The 18913-nt window shown below is 63.0% G+C and carries 18 protein-coding genes; 1 reads left to right on the top strand and 17 read right to left on the bottom strand.

What is annotated here, in order from left to right; all coding sequences use genetic code 11:
• Positions 1 to 3: 3 nt before the first annotated feature.
• The 9 genes from atpG to WBR68_RS19040 all read right to left on the bottom strand — a co-directional run bounded on the left by atpG (position 4) and on the right by WBR68_RS19040 (position 8564).
• Positions 4 to 909, bottom strand: a complete 906-nt coding sequence (gene atpG / locus WBR68_RS19080) for a F0F1 ATP synthase subunit gamma (protein WP_050446771.1) — start codon at positions 907 to 909, stop codon at positions 4 to 6.
• Positions 910 to 1007: 98 nt separating this feature from the next.
• Positions 1008 to 2549 carry a F0F1 ATP synthase subunit alpha gene (atpA, locus tag WBR68_RS19075; protein ID WP_006217061.1) on the bottom strand — a complete coding sequence of 514 codons (1542 nt, stop codon included), beginning with the start codon at positions 2547 to 2549 and terminating at the stop codon, positions 1008 to 1010.
• Between the two features lie 28 nt (positions 2550 to 2577).
• Positions 2578 to 3117, bottom strand: coding sequence for a F0F1 ATP synthase subunit delta (locus WBR68_RS19070; RefSeq protein ID WP_050446772.1), 540 nt, complete (start codon positions 3115 to 3117; stop codon positions 2578 to 2580).
• A gap of 12 nt (positions 3118 to 3129) precedes the next feature.
• Positions 3130 to 3600 (bottom strand): F0F1 ATP synthase subunit B, encoded by a 471-nt coding sequence (locus WBR68_RS19065; RefSeq protein WP_006227275.1) that lies wholly within the window; start codon positions 3598 to 3600, stop codon positions 3130 to 3132.
• Positions 3601 to 3744: 144 nt separating this feature from the next.
• On the bottom strand, positions 3745 to 3987 hold the full coding sequence (gene atpE, locus WBR68_RS19060) for a F0F1 ATP synthase subunit C (RefSeq protein WP_003815363.1): 243 nt from the start codon (positions 3985 to 3987) through the stop codon (positions 3745 to 3747).
• 117 nt (positions 3988 to 4104) lie between these two features.
• Positions 4105 to 4986 carry a F0F1 ATP synthase subunit A gene (gene atpB, locus WBR68_RS19055; protein WP_050446773.1) on the bottom strand — a complete coding sequence of 294 codons (882 nt, stop codon included), beginning with the start codon at positions 4984 to 4986 and terminating at the stop codon, positions 4105 to 4107.
• An 87-nt stretch (positions 4987 to 5073) separates the two neighbouring features.
• Positions 5074 to 5577, bottom strand: coding sequence for an ATP synthase subunit I (locus WBR68_RS19050; RefSeq protein ID WP_230694986.1), 504 nt, complete (start codon positions 5575 to 5577; stop codon positions 5074 to 5076).
• Positions 5578 to 5974: 397 nt separating this feature from the next.
• Complete coding sequence (locus WBR68_RS19045) at positions 5975 to 7534, bottom strand: DUF1254 domain-containing protein (RefSeq protein WP_050446774.1); 1560 nt, start codon at positions 7532 to 7534, stop codon at positions 5975 to 5977.
• A gap of 253 nt (positions 7535 to 7787) precedes the next feature.
• Positions 7788 to 8564: an enoyl-CoA hydratase gene (locus WBR68_RS19040; RefSeq protein WP_127183257.1), complete on the bottom strand. Its 777-nt coding sequence runs from the start codon at positions 8562 to 8564 to the stop codon at positions 7788 to 7790.
• A gap of 39 nt (positions 8565 to 8603) precedes the next feature.
• Between WBR68_RS19040 and WBR68_RS19035 the strand changes: the two genes are divergently transcribed.
• Positions 8604 to 10376 carry a M61 family metallopeptidase gene (locus tag WBR68_RS19035; protein ID WP_127183256.1) on the top strand — a complete coding sequence of 591 codons (1773 nt, stop codon included), beginning with the start codon at positions 8604 to 8606 and terminating at the stop codon, positions 10374 to 10376.
• Between the two features lie 48 nt (positions 10377 to 10424).
• Here the strand turns inward: WBR68_RS19035 and WBR68_RS19030 are convergent, their stop codons facing one another.
• The 8 genes from WBR68_RS19030 to WBR68_RS18995 form a co-directional block, all read right to left on the bottom strand.
• Entirely contained in the window at positions 10425 to 11375 is a 951-nt protein-coding gene (locus WBR68_RS19030) for a fimbrial protein (protein ID WP_230694985.1), read from the bottom strand.
• Positions 11372 to 13936, bottom strand: coding sequence for a fimbria/pilus outer membrane usher protein (locus tag WBR68_RS19025; protein WP_230694984.1), 2565 nt, complete (start codon positions 13934 to 13936; stop codon positions 11372 to 11374). The genes WBR68_RS19030 and WBR68_RS19025 overlap by 4 nt, the downstream gene beginning before the upstream one ends.
• Before the next feature lie 8 nt (positions 13937 to 13944).
• Positions 13945 to 14742, bottom strand: coding sequence for a fimbria/pilus periplasmic chaperone (locus WBR68_RS19020; RefSeq protein WP_230694983.1), 798 nt, complete (start codon positions 14740 to 14742; stop codon positions 13945 to 13947).
• Positions 14739 to 15278 carry a fimbrial protein gene (locus WBR68_RS19015; RefSeq protein WP_050446780.1) on the bottom strand — a complete coding sequence of 180 codons (540 nt, stop codon included), beginning with the start codon at positions 15276 to 15278 and terminating at the stop codon, positions 14739 to 14741. Before WBR68_RS19015 ends, WBR68_RS19020 begins: the two co-directional genes overlap by 4 nt.
• 152 nt (positions 15279 to 15430) lie before the next feature.
• Positions 15431 to 16393: a Bug family tripartite tricarboxylate transporter substrate binding protein gene (locus WBR68_RS19010; protein WP_230694982.1), complete on the bottom strand. Its 963-nt coding sequence runs from the start codon at positions 16391 to 16393 to the stop codon at positions 15431 to 15433.
• Positions 16394 to 16427: 34 nt separating this feature from the next.
• A complete protein-coding gene (locus WBR68_RS19005; RefSeq protein ID WP_050446858.1) occupies positions 16428 to 17117 on the bottom strand; it encodes a 3-oxoacid CoA-transferase subunit B in 690 nt (229 codons plus the stop codon).
• A gap of 73 nt (positions 17118 to 17190) precedes the next feature.
• Positions 17191 to 17856, bottom strand: coding sequence for a 3-oxoacid CoA-transferase subunit A (locus WBR68_RS19000; protein WP_230694981.1), 666 nt, complete (start codon positions 17854 to 17856; stop codon positions 17191 to 17193).
• A complete protein-coding gene (locus WBR68_RS18995) occupies positions 17857 to 18825 on the bottom strand; it encodes a Bug family tripartite tricarboxylate transporter substrate binding protein (protein ID WP_127183252.1) in 969 nt (322 codons plus the stop codon).
• Positions 18826 to 18913: the final 88 nt, after the last annotated feature.

Genomic DNA, 18913 nt, shown 5'->3' with positions numbered 1-18913 from the left:
GCCTTATACGGCGGCAGCGCCCCCTACGATTTCCGAAATTTCCTTGGTGATCGCGGCCTGACGGGTCTTGTTGTAGACCAGTTGCAGCTCTCCGATGACCTTCTTGGCGTTGTCCGACGCCGCCTTCATGGCGACCATCCGGGCCGACTGCTCCGAAGCCATGTTCTCGGCCACGGCTTGATACAGCAGGCCTTCAACGTAACGCTGCAGCAGGTCGTCGATCACGCTACGGGCGTCGGGTTCGTAGATGTAATCCCAGCTGTAGTCCGACTTCACTTCCGACGTCTTGGCCAGGCTCTCGGCGCCCGATTGATACGGATCGTCCAAACCACTGGCCAAGGGCAGCAGACGCAAGAACAACGGCTCCTGCTTCATCGTGTTGACGAAGCGGGTCGAAGCCACGTACAGCGCGTCGATGCGGCCTTCCAGGTAGGCGTCCAGCTGCACCTTGATCGCGCCCAGCAGGCGGTCCAGTTGCGGCTTGTCGCCCAGTTGCACTTCCTGGGAAACCAGTTTGGCGCCGATACGGGTCAGCACACCCACGCCCTTGTTGCCGAAAGCGGTCGCTTGCACGGCGATGCCGTTTTTCTCGAACTCTTTCAGCTTGCCCAACGTCACGCGAGTGATGTTGGTGTTCAAGCCGCCGCACAAACCCTTGTCAGTCGTCACCATGACCACGCCGACCGCCTTGACTTCGCGTTCGACCAGGTACGGGTGGCTGTACTCGGGGTTGGCCTGCATCAGGTGCGCAGCAATCTCGCGCACCTTGGTGGCGTACGGACGACCAGCACGCATCCGTTCCTGCGCCTTGCGCATTTTGGATGCGGCGACCATTTCCATCGCCTTGGTGATCTTGCGCGTGTTTTGCACGCTCTTGATCTTGGTTCGGATTTCCTTAATTCCGGGCATTGCGCTTTCCTGTGAAGACTGGCCGATGGGTTCCGCTCACGCCTCAACCATCCGGTAAGGACGGGTGAGGCGTTGCAGACGCCTAACCCATCACTTTCTTAAAAAGCACCGTGCTTCTTGAATTCCTGAACGGCGGTGGCCAGTTCGGCCTCGTCGTCCTTGGACAGTTCCTTGGTGTCTTCGATGCGTTGGATCATGGCCGCATGCTTGGCCTTCAACTGATCCTTCAGCGACTTCTCGAACGACAGCACTTGGGCCACGTCCACGTCATCCAGGTAGCCGTTGTTGACCGTGTACAGCGTGACGGCCAGTTCCCACACCTGCAGCGGCTGGTATTGCGGCTGCTTGAGCAGTTCGACCACGCGCTTGCCGCGTTCCAGCTGGCGACGGGTAGCATCGTCCAGGTCGGAAGCGAACTGCGCGAAGGCGGCCAGTTCACGGTACTGCGCCAAGTCGGTACGGATACCGCCGGACAGCTTCTTCACAACCTTGGTCTGCGCGGCACCACCCACACGCGACACCGAGATACCGGCGTTGATGGCGGGGCGGACACCGGCGTTGAACAGGTCGGTTTCCAGGAAGATCTGGCCGTCGGTGATCGAGATCACGTTGGTCGGAACGAAGGCGGACACGTCGCCGGCTTGCGTTTCGATGATCGGCAGTGCGGTCAGCGAACCGGTCTTGCCCTTGACGGCGCCGTTGGTGAACTTTTCGACATAGTCTTCGTTCACGCGGGCAGCACGTTCCAGCAGGCGCGAGTGCAGGTAGAACACGTCGCCCGGGTAGGCTTCACGGCCCGGCGGACGGCGCAGCAGCAGCGACACCTGGCGGTAGGCCCAGGCTTGCTTGGTCAGGTCGTCATAAACGATCAGGGCGTCTTCGCCACGATCGCGGAAGTATTCGCCCATCGTGCAACCGGCGTAGGCGGCCAGGTATTGCATGGCGGCCGAGTCCGAAGCCGAAGCGGCCACGACGATGGTGTATTCCATCGCGCCGTGCTCTTCCAGCTTGCGCACCACGTTGTTGATCGTGGAAGCCTTCTGGCCGATAGCGACGTACACGCAGGTGACGCCCTTGCCCTTCTGGCTGATGATCGTGTCGACGGCGACAGCGGTCTTGCCGGTTTGGCGGTCGCCAATGATCAGCTCGCGCTGGCCACGGCCGATCGGCACCATCGAGTCGATAGCCTTGACGCCGGTTTGCAGCGGCTGCGACACCGAGCGACGGGCGATAACGCCAGGCGCCACTTTTTCAATGATGTCGGTTTCTTTGGCGTTGACCGGGCCCTTGCCGTCGATCGGCTCGCCCAGCGTGTTGACCACGCGGCCTTTCAGTTCCGGACCAACCGGAACTTCCAGAATGCGGCCGGTCGTCTTGACCTGGTCGCCTTCGGAGATGCCGGTGTAGTCGCCCAGAATAACGGCGCCGACGGAGTCGCGCTCGAGGTTGAGCGCCAGACCGAAAACGTTGTTGGGAAATTCGAGCATTTCGCCCTGCATCACGTCGGACAAGCCGTGGATGCGGGTAATACCGTCGGTCACGGACACGACGGTGCCCTGAGTACGGACATCAGCCGAAGCGCCCAGGCCCTCGATGCGGCTCTTGAGCAGTTCGCTGATCTCGGAGGGATTGAGTTGCATATTGACTCCTGGAATCCTGTTAGTTGCCTTAAGCGGCGAGCTGATCGCGCATGCGGACCAATTGGGCTTGTACGGAAGTATCGAGCACCTGGTCACCGACAGCCACGCGCACGCCGCCGATCAACGACTGGTCGACGGTGACGTTGGGCTTGAGCTTGAGGCCGAATTTTTGTTCGAGCGCGTCGACCAGGTCTTTGACCTGGGCGTCGCTCAGTTCGAACGCGCTGGTGATTTCCGCCTGCGCCGTGCCCTCGTGACGATTGCGCAGCACCACGAATTGCGTGGCGATGTCGGGCAGCAGCAGCAGCCGGTCGTTTTCAACCAGCAGCTCGATGAAATTACGGGCGGCCTGGGGCAGTTCGGCCTTGATCAGGCCGGAGAACAGCTCGACGCGCTGCTTGTCACCCAGACGCGGGTCGGCCATGGCCTCGCGCACGTCGGGGTTGGAGGCGACCTGCGACATTTCGCTGACCAGGTCGGCCCAGGCCGGCAAGCCGGCCTTGTCGTCGCGCGCTGCGCTGAAGAGCGCTTCAGCGTAGGGCCGGGCAACAGTGGAAAGTTCAGCCATGACGGTCCCGGATTAAAGCTGCGCGCGAAGCTGGTTGAGCAGCTCGGCGTGGGCGCGGGCGTCAACCTCGCGCTTGAGGATCTGTTCAGCACCCTTGACAGCCAGCGCGGCAACATCGTCGCGCAGCGAGTCACGAGCGCGCTGGACTTCCTGCGCGGCATCCTGAGCGGCTTGAGCCACGATACGGGCGCGTTCAGCTTCCGCTTCACGGCGGGCTTGCTCGATCAGGGAGGCGGCTTGCTTCTCGGCCTCGATGATGCGGGCGTGGTTTTCGGACTTGGCAGAAGCCTCGATCAGACTGACACGCGCCTGGGCTTGAGCCAAATCGGCCTTGCCCTTCTCGGCGGCGGCAAGGCCGTCGGCGATTTTTTGGCGGCGCTCGTCCATCGCCTTCGTCAGAGGAGGCCACACGAATTTCATCGTGAACCAGCCCAGAACGAAGAACACGAGCATCTGGAAAATGATCGTCGCGTTCAGATTCACGGTCGTTCCTTTAACACCTTGCGGCTCCGACCGCACCCGGAAAGGGGCGTCACGGAGCACTCGATACTTTGCTGGCCGGCGACGGGGCTGTTGCCCACATCGCCGCCAACGTCATGACCCGCCTATTCGCCGGCGGGCGCTGCCTTAGCCGACGAACGGGTTGGCGAAGGCGAACAGCATGGCAATACCCACGCCGATCAGGAATGCCGCGTCGATCAGGCCGGCCAGCAGGAACATCTTCGTTTGCAGAGCGTTCATCAGCTCAGGCTGACGAGCCGAAGCTTCCAGATACTTGCCGCCCATCAATGCGATGCCGATGCAAGCGCCGATAGCACCCAAACCGATGATGAGACCGCAAGCGAGGGCAACGAAAGCGACGTTGGTCATGACAACTCCTTGGTTAGAAATCTGAAGTCAAAAATTGAAAATAAGGGGTACAGCTCAATGCAAGATAATCTTGCTATCCCACGCTGGCCGGGTGGCCAGCGCAGGAAATTCGGGGGATCAGTGGCCTTCGTGTGCCTGGCCGAGATAAACCAGCGTCAGCATCATGAAGATGAAGGCCTGAAGCAGGACGATCAGGATGTGGAAGATCGCCCAGATGGAGCCGGCCAGGATGTGGCCGATTCCCAAGCCGATGCTGGCGCCGTTAAAGCCGGTCCAGGCGCCACCCAACAGGGCGATCAGCATGAAAATCAGTTCGCCGGCGAACATGTTGCCGAACAACCGCATGCCCAGCGACACGGACTTGGCGGCGTATTCGATCAGGTTCAGCAGCAGGTTGAACGGGGCCAGCACAATGGCGCCCAGGCCATGCGCGTGGAACGGCGCGGTGAACAATTCTTTGACGAAGCCGCCCGGGTGCTTGATCTTGATGCCGTAGTAGAACATCAGCAGCAACACGCCCAGCGACATGCCCATCGGCACGTTCAGGTCGGCCGTCGGCAGAATGCGGTGGTAATAGAGGGGATCGCCGTGCTCGGCACCCAGGCCGGTCAGGCGCCAGATGGAAGGCAACAGGTCAACCGGCAGCAAGTCCAGCGCGTTCATCAGGATGATCCAGAGGAACACGGTGAGCGCCAGCGGGGCGATGAAAAGACGGCTTTTGGCGTTGTGGACGATGCCCTTGGCCTGGTCGTCGACCATGTCGACGATCATTTCCACGAAAGCCTGGAAGCGGGTCGGCACGCCACTGGTGGCGCGGCGAGCAGCGCGCCACAGAAAGAAAATGACGATCAGACCCATCAGGCCGGACCAGAACAACGAGTCGTAATTGATGATGTCGAACTGAGCAATTGCGCTCTGTTTTTCACCGGTATTGTTCAGATGCACCAGGTGATGCTGAATATACGCGGACTGAGGCGACACGTCGCTGGCAGCAGCCATTTGAATCCTACCCTATTTGCTGTATGCCCGAACCCTTGCGAGCCGGACGATTCCACGATCACGTTTGCCGCTACTTACTGCTCGGCGCTAAGACAACTTGCGGAACATCAAGAGCAAGAGATAACCCTTCAATGTGAGTATCAGACCCAGCAATGCGGCAGGCCAAACCAGGCTGTCCTGTGCAACACGCGAAAGCATCCACAACAACAACGCCGTTGCGAACAACTTGATCAACTCACCAGAGAGAAAGGTAAAGGGATTGGCTTTGCCGGCCCGAACACTGACAGCCAGGCGCAATGCAAACAATGCATTGGGTATGAAATACGCTCCCGCCCCCGCCAGCGCCGACCAACCAGCCGCCGCCCCTCCGACAACTCCCGCAATTACCGCTGCTGCGAGCCCCATGGCGCCTTGCGCCGCCAGTGCCAACAGGAGACCGCGGCTTGCCTGAGCATTCAACGCCACGCGATCCGCGTCGCTTAGAACCAGGACCTTGATGTCGTCATCGTTGATGCCATCACAGTTGATGCCACCCCCGCCAACTTCACCCCCACCCTGGCCCGACAACCCTCGCTGCTGCGCACTTTGCATTGTGTCTCGTACTGAGTCCCGCACTGTGCTTTGCATCGAGTTTTGCATTGGCTCATGCATCAAAAACCCCGCTACTTCTTGCCCCTGTCAGAACCGGCTTAGCCTGCGCAAAAGCAGTGTTATTCAACTACTTTTGCCTACCCGGCCGCCACGTGTTCTTATCCCGCAAGCGTCAAACCCGCAGAGTATAGCTTGAATCTTTTTTCCCAAGCAAATGAACTTTCGGGAGTTTGTAAGGTGCACGCAACGTCCCGGCAAGCATCGAAATTAGGGACGCGAACCCGGGCTGGCCGCACGCTGCGCAAGCCTTGCGCAGCGTGGCCTCGGCACGAAAAAGCGGCCCTTCATCGAAGAGCCGCTGTTGGTTCCGTCAGGCGGTTCTAAACCGCGACCAAGCTCAGTCTTCCTTGACCGGCGGCGGTGCCCACAAGCCGTCCAGCGCCGTATCCTGCGGCCAATACAAACGCATGCTCAACAGGAACGGGCCGTCGGCGGCCGGCGTGCTGACCCAGTTCGAACGCTTCCGGTCGCCCGGATCGCGGCGCTGGATGTAGATATCCAGCGAGCCGTCGTCGTTGTACTTCAGTTCATCGGTGCTGCGCAGCACGTAGCGATTGGCGGGATTCTCGGCAAAACCATGCTTGTCGTTATAGACATGCAGCGACCAGAACGCATTGGCCGGCGGCAGTTGGCCCTTGTCGAAATGCAGCACGTAGTCTTCGTTCGAATCCAGCTGGCGGCCCTTGGAGTCCGACATGGTCACCGGGTACAGCACATCTTCCGGCGTGGGCGCGCCCAAGCCCGCGTAGGCAATGGCGGCGCGACGCGAATAGTCGGTGCCATAAGTGCCAATTCCCGACAGCACCGTGTTCCAGTTATTGATCGGCGTGCCCAGGCGCGACACCCCGTCGGCAATGCGACGGCCGGCCAGCGGCTGCGCGTCGGCCAGCGCCTGTTGCACGGCCGGGCTCAAGCGTCCGTACGAGAACGGCTGGCGGCTGTCCAGGCCGATGCGGCGCATGCGGTCCAGGATCGGCGTGTCGTTGGCATGCGGCGGGTTGTTGCGCAACACGTCAAAGAACAGCGTAAAGAACGAGGCCGCGTCCATGCTGGCCGCTTGTTCGGCGGGCGTGCCGTCAGGCACGTTCACCGGCATTGGCATGGGCAAGCCACTGCCGATGGGCGCCGAGCCCACGCGCGAGCCGGTTTGCGGATAGGCGTTGCCGGCGTTGCGGTTGCGCGCAGAGCCGGTGGGGGTCGCGGCCATCGGCGCCATCATCGGCGAGGCCGTCATGCCGGCCTGGATCTGATTGACGGCGGCATAGTCCTGCGGCCCCTTGGCCTGCGTCCAGCCGATCAACCAACCCGTGGAGGTGGGGCTATGGATGACATCGACACCCGCGGGCACGCTGCCCTGCCAGTTGGGGCCGACGATGGCGAACGACTGCGCGCCGGAGCCGTTGGTGCGAGTACCGCGCGAGGCGAACACGTCGCTCCACATATCCAGCGCCGACAGCACCGAATAGCGGCCGCCGGTATCAGGCAGGTTCACGATCAAGGGCGCTTGCGACACGTCGAACCACAGGCTGGAATACAGCGCATCGGCGCTGGGCCACGGCGTGTCGGCGGCGCGCGGATCCGGGAAAGCGGTCTTGTGGCCGAACTGGTTGACCGGCGCACGGCCATCCAGGGGCGTCTGCACGGCGGTGGCCTTGCGGCGCGCCAGTTCCATCAACACCATCGGGTAGGCGTAGACGTAAGCGTCGATCGCCGTGTCGCGCAGTTCCTGTTCGCTCATTTGCGGGGCGGGCGCGGAAGAAGCCGGGTACGGCGTTTCCGAGACCAGCCGCAGGGTGGACTGCGGCGCTTGAGCCTGGGTGGCGGTCATGGCGCAGGCGCTCAACGCGCCGGCAAGCACCGCGGTTGACCACCGGCGGCGAGCAATAAATGTACGCATGCAAGGCTCCTTCTTTATCTTGTTTGCTAGCGAGCCGCCGCGCGGGACTTGCCAGTGGGGCAAGCCGCTCTGGCGCGGCACCTCTTGATGACGCCTAACCAGCATAGGGAAGAAGCCTGCAACAAGGTGCTGCCCAGACGTTTCAAGGCGCAACGGCCGCGCGCGGCCTCGGCGCCCATGAAAAAGCGCGCCGGAGTCGGCGCGCTGGGGATCCTGTCACGTGGCCGCGGGCATTTCGCGGCCGTAACAAGGCTTAACGGTGTTTAAAGTCAGGTTTGCGCTTTTCAGTGAATGCGGCCATGCCTTCCTTCTGGTCTTCCGTGGCGAACAGGGAATGGAACACCCGACGCTCGAACAACAGACCTTCGTTCAAGGACCCTTCGAACGCGCGATTCACGCATTCCTTGGCCATCATGACGGACGGCAAAGACATCGACGCGATGACAGTCGCGGCGTCCAGCGCCTCTTCCATCAGCTTGTCGGCGGCCACCACGCGCGACACCAGGCCGGCGCGTTCGGCTTCCTCGGCGCCCATCATGCGGGCGGTCAGGGCCAGGTCCATGGCCTTGGCCTTGCCCACCGCGCGCGGCAGGCGTTGCGTGCCGCCCGCGCCGGGAATCACGCCCAGCTTGATTTCGGGCTGGCCGAACTTGGCCGTATCGGCGGCGATGATGATGTCGCACATCATGGCCAGTTCGCAGCCGCCGCCCAAGGCGTAGCCGGCCACGGCCGCGATCACGGGCTTGCGGATGCGCTTCAGGGTTTCCCAGTTGCGGGTGATGTATTCGCTGCCGTACACGTCCATGTACGACCAGTCTTTCATGGCGCCGATGTCGGCGCCCGCGGCAAAGGCTTTTTCGCTGCCGGTAATGACCACGCAGCCGACGTCGGCGTTGTCCTCGAACGCCAGCAGCGCCGCGCCGAGCTCATCCATCAGTTGATCGTTGAGTGCGTTGAGCGCCTTGGGACGGTTCAGCGTCAGCAGACCGACGCGGCCCCGGGTTTCGACCAGTACAAACGACTCGCTCATTGAATGTCTCCAGTAGGAAGTATGAAATAAGATACGAGCATGAAAAAAGACAACGCTTGCCCCGTACTTTACCGCCTGACGCCCCATGACCCGGCCGGACACCGCTACCGGATAACCCTAACGATCGACGCCCCCTCGCCCGACGGCCAACGCTTGTCTTTGCCGGCCTGGATTCCTGGCAGCTACCTGATCCGCGACTTCTCGCGCCAGATCGAATCGGTGGCGGCTTACGCGGGCTCGCGCCGCGTGATTGTCGACAAGATCGACAACCACACCTGGCAGGCCGCCCCCACCGACGGCCCGCTGCGCGTGGAGTACGTGGTCTACGCCTGGGACTTGTCGGTGCGTGGCGCGCATCTGGACGAAACCCACGGCTTCTTCAATGGCACCAGCGTGTTCCTGCGCGTGCATGGGCAAGACCACCTGCCCTGCCTGGTTGACCTGGCGCCCCCGCGCGGCATCGACGGCTGGAAGGTCTACACCAGCCTGCCCGAAGCGGCGGGCCAGCGCGGCGCGGCACGGCGCCACGGCTTTGGCCTGTACCAGGCGCCCGACTACGATGCGCTGATCGACCATCCGGTGGAAATGGGCACGCCGCAGGTCACAAGCTTTACGTCCCATGGCGCCGAGCACGAACTGGTCTTCACCGGCGTTGCCCCCAATCTGGACCTGGCGCGCATCGCGGCCGACGTGAAGAAGATTTGCGACACGCAGATTGCATTCTTTGAACCGCGCACCAAGCGCGCGCCCTTCCTGGACAGCGCCAACCGCTACGTCTTCATGACCATGGTCACGGGCGACGGCTACGGCGGCCTGGAGCATCGCGCCAGCACCGCGCTGATGACCGCGCGCAAAGACCTGCCCGTGCTGGGCCAGCAAGGCCAGGGCGAAGGCTATCGCGGGTTTCTCGGGCTGGTCAGCCATGAGTACTTCCACACCTGGAACGTCAAGCGCATCAAGCCGCAAGCCTTTGCCCCCTACCATCTGGAGCAGCCCGACCTGACCCGCCTGTTGTGGGTATTCGAAGGTTTCACGTCCTACTACGATGATTTGCTGCTGCTGCGTTCCGGCGTGATCACTCAAACGGAATATCTGCGCTTGCTGGCCAAGACCATCACCAGCGTGGCCCGCACCCCGGGCCGCGCCAAGCAATCGGTGGCGGAAAGCTCGTTCGACGCCTGGACGCGCTATTACAAGCAGGATGAGAATTCGCCGAACGCGCTGGTCAGCTACTACACCAAGGGTGCGCTGGTGGCATTGGGCCTGGACTTGTTGATCCGCCGTGAAAGCGGCGGCCAGCATTCGCTGGACGACGTGATGCGCCTGCTGTGGACCCGCTATGGCCGCGACTTCTATCAAGGCAAGCCGCAAGGCCTGCCCGAAGACGCGCTGCCCGAACTGATCCGGGAGGCCACTGGCGTCGACACCCGCCGCTTCATTGCGCGCCATGCTTACGGCACGGCGGATGTGCCCTTGGCAGACCTGCTGGCCGATCAGGGCATCACGCTGAGCTGGAAAACGGCGATGAACATTCCGACTCTGGATGTGCGCCCCCGCAAGCAAGGTGACACGGTGATGCTGGCCACGGTGCTGGAAGGCGGCGCAGGCCACAAGGGGGGACTATCGGCGGGAGACGTGCTGGTGGCGCTGGACGGGCTGCGCGTGGATTCGCCGGCAGGCCTGGACATGCTGCTGTCGCAGTATCTGCCCGGCGACCGCGTGACGGTGCATGTGTTCCGGCGCGACGAACTGCGCGCGTTCCGCGTCAAGCTGAATGCGCCCGAAGCACTGGACTGCGTGCTGACGGTGTAGGAAAACGGGCGGGCCGCTTTATCCGCGCCCGCCCCCAATCACGGGTCCCTATTCGTAGAACAGCGTCACGGTGGCCGTGGTATTGATGTGTCCCGCCACCAGCGTGTCATCGGTCTGGTAGTAGCGCGCTACCAGCGGGATAGTCAGCATTTCCTTGTCAACCGTCGTCACGGCGGTTGTGAATTCGGTGCGGGTCGCAAGCGGTTGGACGAGATTGCTGCCAAGATCGCCCTGCAGCAATTGCACGCCGACGCCCCGCGCCATATCGGCCCCATGAGCGTTCTTGATGACGTGTTCCGGCGTGCCATCCGCATCGATCCGATAGGCCACCTTGACGCCTTGATCGCATTCCAGCTTGATGCCAAACGCCTTGTCCGCGGCCGTGGCGCCGCGATGGCCCAGGTGACGGTTGTTGATCGTAAGAAGCTCCACCTTCACCGTTTGCTCGCCGACCGTGCAGCCGCTGCTATTGGCTTCGTAGGCCACGTTACTGAACTCCACCATATTGCTGCGCAGCGCGCCGTAATAAACATCAGCGCGATGCGCGAAGGACACGCCGGATTTGATGGGGCCGATCTTGATGAGCTCGAACTCGAAATGCTGCGGCGGGTAATACTTGTAGTTTCCGAGCTTGAACCCATGTCTGGGGTAGTTCATATACACACCCCCTTCGTGCGTCCAGAATATCCGCATACCTATACCCGGAATGCCACTCTCATACACGTTTTTGTAGCCTGGCACCGCTTTCGCACCCGCCTGCAGACCATACGAGAACCGCTCGCCGACGGTGTTGCAATGGAGATAGGCAATACCCTCGTTAATCGTTTTCTTGTAGATCGTGCTGCCTATCGCCGCGTCTCGCGGTGGCTTCATTTCTTTCAAGTGCTGCGCGGTGATGGTCGTCGTCAAAGACATTCCGGTACATGCCGCCCAAGCCGGACGCGCCAGGCACATCAACAGGGCGACTCCAAAAACCGCCCTTCGCAAGTTTGTATTCATGACGCTGAATCCTGTAGAGCAAAGGGTTGGACGGACGTGCACGACAACTCCAACTGCGGGTAGTAATGCGCGTCTTCGGACGCCGCCTGCTCGTCCACCTGATAGATGGCCTGGCATTGCTGGTCGGCAGTTTCTCCCCACTTGACCGCCAACTGCCCTTGCCCTTGCAAGCCGCGCACAAAGGCCCGCCCCCCCTGGCCCACCAGCGTGACGGCGTCGATACCCGGGATGATGACTTCCGCGTCCATGGGTATCGTCGCACCACGATCACGCACCAGTTTCAACAAGATCGGCCGGCCCGCCACGGTGGGATAACGCAGCAACACGATCGCTCCCGCGCGCGGGGCAACCTGCTGTGACGTCATTTCCAGTTCAACGTCACGCGACGTGCCCTTGGGATCCAACGCGACCTCGTTGCGGCGATAAGGCATCAGGCCCGCCATGACGCCATAGCCGTTACTGCCGATGCGCCCTCGCGAGCCCGACACAATTCCGGCTCCGTAGGCGTCGGGGGCTTCAAGCACCGCCATCGTTTCACCCTGCGCCTGGGTCGCGTTGATGCCACCCGCGTGGGCGATCAAGGTGCCGCGCATGCCTGCGCCGTATTGGCGATAGCCGCTGCCGCCGCTACTCGACAAGGTGTAGTTCGCGTGCGCCGTGTCATAGCGCAGGCTGCCACCCTGATTGCGGCTGCCTTGGCCGTCGGTGCGGTTATAGGTTCCGTAAACGTTGTACCCGAACTGCCCCATATCACCGGCGGACCCGCTGACAGATGCATTGGCGCCGCGCTTGCCATTGCCATCAAGGTTCAGCGACGTACTGAGATATGCCGAGTTTGGCCCACGCCCCAAGGGCAGGTTGAGGCTAAGCAAATACTGGTTGCCGAAACGGCCACGATCGTTACGGGTGCGCACCAGACTGATGCTGACACTGCCCCACGCATAGCCGTTGGCGTAGCTGGCGTAGTAGCTGGTATCACGGCGTTGGTGGCGGTTCCAGTAGTTCTGCGACACGCCGGACAACGTCACGTGTCCGTAGCCTTCACCCAGGGGTTGGCTGACGTTGAATTGGAGGCGGCTGCGTTCCTTGCCGCTAAACACCGCAGCGCCGCGTGATTCGCGCAGGCGTGCAAATTCGCCAAGGCTCAGATAGCCCTCGCTGGAAAACCGGTACGCCACCACGCTGAAGTTCGTCGATGTAGGCTCCAGCAGCTTGCTGTAACTGAGCCGCACACTGCGCCCGCTTGAGGTGTTACCGGTGGATTTCATTGTGGCGTACGACTGCGTCAAGTCCGCCGCCAACGCGCCCAGCGGCGTACTCAAGGCAACGCCGCCCTGCATCGCCCGATACTGCTGCGCCGCGATGACGCCACCGTAGCCCGTCACCGTGTCGGACAACCCGCGCTGATACGTTCCCTGCACGAAGGCGGGCGGCGCATCCAGGGTGTGGTCGCGATACCGTCCGCCCGTCACGCTGAAGCGCGCGCTGCCGGGGCGCAACAATTGCGCCACCGACGCATAGGGCACCACGAACTGCTTGGTGCGTCCATCGGCTTCGATGACGGTCACGTCCAGGTCCCCGGCGTAACCGGTGTTGTAAAGATCATCGATGGCAAAAGGCCCGGGCGACACGGTCGTTTCGTACAGCAGGTTGGCGCCCTGGCGCACGCTGACCTTGGCCGTGGTGTCGGCCACGCCGCGCACCACCGGCGCAAAGCCGCGCATCGAATCCGGCAACATGCGTTCGTCGCTGCTGAGTTGGACGCCCGTGTACGGCATGCTGTCAAAGAGATTGCCGGGCGTGTAGAACTGCCCCAGCGTGAGCTGGGCGCTGGCTGCCGTCACGTCACGCTGCGCATAACTGCTTAACGCCTGATAGCGACTGCGCTGGGGAGCGCCCGGCCGATCGGTATAGCTGAATGACCCGTTGTGCCGAAAGCGCCAGTCACCCAGGTTCAGGCCCGCGTTCGCGCTGCTGAAGAACTGGCGCTCGGTGCGGTTGCCAAGGCGGTTGGACGACAGGTTGATGCCATACCCCAGAAAACCAGCGTCGATGCCCGCGTCCCATTCTTCCGGCGGAACATAGCCGCGCGCCACCGACTTCAGGTAGATCTGAGGAATGGAAAGATCGGCGCGCAGCTCGCCCATGTCAATCTGGAATTGGCTGGCGGGAGGAAGATGATCCGGGCCCAGGCAGGCCGTATCCGACGCGAGAGCGTCGGACGCCAAACCCAGGGCGGCAAGGTTTACACCTATCCGCGCCAACACCTTGGCCGGCAAGCACGGTTGCATGCTTGCATGGGCATTGGGCTTGGGCGAAGGCGAGGCCTTGACCTGGATCTGCTCGCGACCGACTCGATTTCCGTTCAGGTACAGATCCAATTGATAGCTGCCCGCCTCCAGCGGATTACCCTGCTGAAAGCGCGACAAGTCCAACGTCTGCCCTCGGCGATTGCCAAAGAACGCGGGGTTGAATTCGACCGCTTCGCTGGCTTGCGCCGCAGCGCTGGCCAAACCGGAGCACAGTAAAAGCCAGCGGCTGATGGAGAGACGGCGGAGCATGGCGCCGTTTAAGGATCAAGACGACTTTCGCGCCGAACCGTGGCGCCGTAGTCGTTGATCCATTCAAACACCACGGCGCCCTTGGCGCCCGCCGCGTGCGGCAGTTTTCCGTCGTCGAGTTGCGTGACGGAACGAGGGGCAAGCATGCGGCTCGGCAGCGACATTGTCCGCCCCTCCGGCAGCCTCAATTCGACCGAGGTCAGCGACACATGGAAAGCACTGTCGTTACGCACTTGCAGCGTGGGACCCTTGCCCGCCTGCACGACCCGCCAGCGCAATTGGGCGGCGGCATCCGCCACCGTTCCAGGCAGCCCCATTGGCCGGAAGAACAGCTTGATGCGGCTGCGGAAAGCCAATTGCATGTGGTTGGCAACCTGGGCGGACGGCAGGGGTGGTACGTCAAGCACGTTCATCCAGAACACGGATTCCCGGTCTGAAGGAATGTTGGCAGATGGCGCATAGGCAATGCGCAGCGTTTGCCCCTTGCCGGGATTGATGCGCGCAAGCGGCGGCATGATGATGAACGGCACGCTGACTTCATCCGGACCGACGTCCATGTCGCCGTCGTCAATCCACGCCTGTACCAGCGCCGGCTGGCTGCCGTCATTGCTCAGGCGCAGCGTGACTTCGCGTTCTTCGGCGGGGTAAATGATGCGCGTACCGCCCATCACCACGTTGGACTGGGCGGCTGGGGGCAGCAGGGTCGCGCATGCCAGGCACAGCAACGCGCAGAAGCGGCGAAACATGGCCTGGCGGGTACGGTCCGGAAGCCCCTCAAGCGTGCGCTCAAGGGGGATCGGCTTCATTCGTAGATCAGGTCCAGCAGGACTTCGGTCTGGACCGGGCCGGGCGTGGTGTTGGCGGTGGCCGCCAGGTATTGGGCGTAGAACTCGATCTTTGCAGCGTTGCCCTCGATGCTGACGGTTTCGGTGCCAGCGCCGTTGGACAGATGGATGGGCTGGTACTTGCTGTTCAGCAACTGGACTTGTGCGTTGGACGGCGTCTCACCGCCGCCGGGCGTGGCCTGGTTGATCAAGGCGCCCGTGGAGGGATCGACGCTCGAACCGGAATTAAAGCGCGTGGTGACCTTGCTGCCCGAGCAGCCGGTCAGGTCCAACGCGACCAGCTTGCGGCCGGCCACATCGTTCTGCTTGGCCAGCGCGCTGACGCTGACGGTGGTGAGATCCACCTGAAAGACACCTTGCTCGCCCAGATCCGCGATTTTGCAAGTGGACGGAGACACCTTGCCCGTGAACACCAACTTCACATCCGCTGCCATCGCGCTGCCGCACAACAGCAGGGACGAGAAGGCCAAACTTGCCGCAACAATCTTCTTATTCACCGAAATCTCCGAATGCCTGTTTCCCCATGTGAGGGATGGCAGTCATTGTTTCGATTTCACTCGGCAAGCAATATGAGAAAGTTCTCAAAGGAAAGACGCTGGAAAAATAGTGGCGTTGCCGCGCCACATATCCTGCTGGTGAACGACAGGCGTCAATTCACTTTGGCGCCCGACCTTTCGACCGCCTGCTTCCACGTATCCAGTTCGCGATCGATATGGCTGGCGAAGGCCTCCGGCGTGGACCCGACGGTTTCGTAGCCATAGCCCATCAGTTGCTGCTTCAAGGCGGGCACCGCCACCGCGTCGGCGATGGCGCGGCTTAGCGCGTTGACCACGGCGGGCGGCGTGCCCGCGGGCGCCAGCACGCCGTACCAGCCGTTGACCACGAAGCCGGGCACGGTCTCGGCCACCGTCGGCACATCGGGCAACAGGGGCGAGCGGCGTTCGCCCGTCACCGCAAGCGCCTTCAACTTGCCGGCCTGCACCTGCGGCAACGACGTGGAAATGCTGTCGAACATCAACGAGACCTCGCCGCCCAACAGCGCCACCACGGCCGGGCCGCTGCCTTTGTAGGGCACGTGCATCATGTCGGCGCCCGTCTGGCTCTTGAACATCTCGGCGGCCAGATGGCTGGTGTTGCCGTTGCCGGCCGACGCAAAGCTGAGCTTGCCGGGATGGCTTTTGCCGTAGGCGATCAGCTCGGCAATGTTGTTGGCCGGCGTGCCCAGGGGCGCGGCCACCAGCATCGGCAAGGTGGCCACCAGGGACACCGGGGCAAAATCCTTGCGCGTGTCGTAAGGCAGAGACGGGTACAGGCTGGGGTTGATGGCGTGGGCCGCCAGCACCATCAGCAGGGTGTAGCCATCGGGCTTGGCGCGAGCCAGTTGCGCCGAGGCGATCGCCCCACCCGCGCCGGGCTTGTATTCCAGCACCACGGGTTGGCCCCATTTCTTTTGCAGTTCCGCCCCCAAGGGGCGCGCCAGCATGTCGGCGCTGCCGCCGGGCGGGTATGGAATCAGCAAGGTGACGGGCTTGTCGGGATACGTGGGCGCGGCTTGCGCGACGCCCAAAGACGCCAGGCAGAGCGAGGCTGCGGCGAACAGGGAACGGATCATCAACGGTCTCCTAGGCCCGGGCGGGCGCTAACAATCAGGCGTAGCGCGGCGCGCCGGCCGGGTCCAGGACGATCGCGCGTGGCGTCGCCGGGAAGTTAAGCGGTGCGCCGGTAACGGAACGCAGGAAGGCGGCGTCAATGCCGGCGAGCATGGCGTAGACGCTCAACCCATCCCGCGTTACGTCGATCACCGCCAGGTCGGTATAGATGCGCGTCACCACGCCCTTGCCGGTCAGCGGATAAGTGCATTGGCGCAGCACCTTGGGCGTGCCATCGCGGCCACGGTGCTCCATGGTGACCAGCACCTGCTTGGCGCCCACGGCCAGGTCCATCGCGCCGCCCACGGCCGGTATGGCGTCGGCTGCGTCCGTTTTCCAGTTGGCCAAGTCGCCCTTTTCCGACACCTGGAACGCGCCCAGCACGGCGTAGTCCAGATGGCCGCCGCGCATCATCGCGAACGACACCGTGTGTTCGGTAATGGACGCGCCGCCCAGCAAGGTAATGGGCTGGCGGCTGGCGTTGATCAGGTCCGGGTCCACGTCCTGGCCGCTGGCGGCGGGGCCCATGCCCAGGATGCCGTTCTCGCTGTGCAGCAGGATGTCTTTGTCGGGCGGAAGATAGTCGCCCACCAGCGTGGGCATGCCGATGCCCAGGTTGACGATGGAGCCGTCCGGGATATCGCTGGCCAGCAATTGCGCAATCTGTTGCCGGGTCAGGCCCTTGATGTCTTGCGCGTTGTTTGCGTTGTTAGCGTTGTTCGTGTTGCTCACGCCGTTCGGGTTGTTCGCGTCTTGCATGTCAGGCCTCCACCCGCACCACGGCTTTCACGAAGATGCCCTGCGTCATCACCTGTTCCGGCACGAAGGTGCCCAGCGGCACCACCTCGTCCACCTGCGCAATGGCGTGGCCCGCGGCCATGCACATGACAGGGTTGAAATTGCGCGCCGCGTGCCGGTACATCAGATTGCCCCAACGGTCGCCCAGATGCGCGCGGATCAGCGCGTAATCGGCGCGCAGCGGGTGCTCCAGCACGTAGCCCACGCCGTCGATCACTTCCTGGCGGCGGCCCTCGGCCAGTTCCGTGCCGTAGCCGGTGGGGGTGTAGAACGGCCCCAGCCCCGCGCCGGCCGCGCGCAGGCGTTCGGCCAGCGTCCCTTGGGGCACGCATTCCAGTTCGACCTCGCCGGCCCGGTAGGCGCGGGCAAAGGCATCGGAATTGGGCGGGCGCGGATGCGAGCAGATGATCTTCCTGACCTGCTTGCGGATCAGCAATGCGGCGATGCCGCGTTCGAACGTGCCGGCATTGTTGGAAATAATAGTCAGGTCGCGCCGCCCGGCATCCGCCAGGCATTGCAGCAACTCGTACGGCACGCCCGCTTCGCCAAAGCCGCCGACCAGCACCGAGGCGCCGTCGGGAATCACGGCCACGGCCTCGGCCATGGACGCTTGGATCTTGTCGATCATCTATTGCTCCCGGGCCAGTCCGGCCGTATCCACAATCTGCTTCCAGCGCGCGCGCTCCTGGTCGATGAAGGCTGTGAACTCGGCAGGGGTATTGCCACCCGCCTGCCCGCCCATGGCCTTGAACCGGCCGCTGATGTCGGGGCTGCGCACCACGTCGCGCGCGGCGGCGTACAGCTTGCCGACCACGTCCTCGGGCGTGCCGGCCGGGGCTATCAAGCCGAACCACGCCGTGACCACCATGTCCTTGACGCCCGCCTCGGCCATGGTGGGCACGTCCGGCAGCTCGGCCAGCCTGGTGTCACTGGTGACGGCCAGCGCGCGCAGCTTGCCGGACTGGATGAATGGCATCGAGCTGGGCAGGTTGTCGATCATGAAGGTGAACTGCTGGCCCAGCAGCGCGGCGACGGCGGGGCCGGCCCCTTTGTAGGGAACATGCGTGCCCGCGATGCCCGCGCGCTGCTTGAAGAGTTCGGCGGACAGGTGCGGCGATTGGCCCGCGCCGGAACTGCCGAACGACACCTGGGACGGGTCGCGCCTGGCCTCGGCCAGCAATTCCTTCACGCTGCGGGCAGGCGACGCTTCGTTGACGACCAGCACGTTGGGCACCGAGATCACCAGCGTCACGGGCGCGAAATCGGTGGGCTTGTAGGGCAGTGTTTTGTACAGCGCGTAGTTGATGGCGTTGGGACCGATGTTGCCCATCAGCAGGGTATAGCCGTCGGGCTTGGCCCGCGCCAAGGTTTGCGCGCCGATGATGCCGGCGGCGCCGGCGCGGTTTTCCACGATGACCTGCTGGCCAAGCTTGGCGGCCATCTTGTCGGCGATCAGCCGCGCGGAAATGTCGGTGGTGCCGCCCGGGGCCGCCGGAACAATCAGGGTGATCGGCCGTTCAGGCCAGGCGGCGAGGGCGGGGCTGGCAATGGCGGCCGCCATCACGCCCGCGGCCAGCCAGCGATGCGCTTGCAACATGCTTGTCTCCGAACGCGGTCATGGGTGACCAACTTGTGAGGCAAGTGTGTGCGCCACGCGGGCAAATGCCAATTCTGCAATCTGGAGG

It is taken from the genome of Achromobacter sp. JD-1 (assembly GCF_038594925.1).
In the GTDB taxonomy this organism is placed as follows: domain Bacteria; phylum Pseudomonadota; class Gammaproteobacteria; order Burkholderiales; family Burkholderiaceae_B; genus Achromobacter; species Achromobacter spanius_C.
This window is presented reverse-complemented; position numbering and strand designations above follow the sequence as displayed.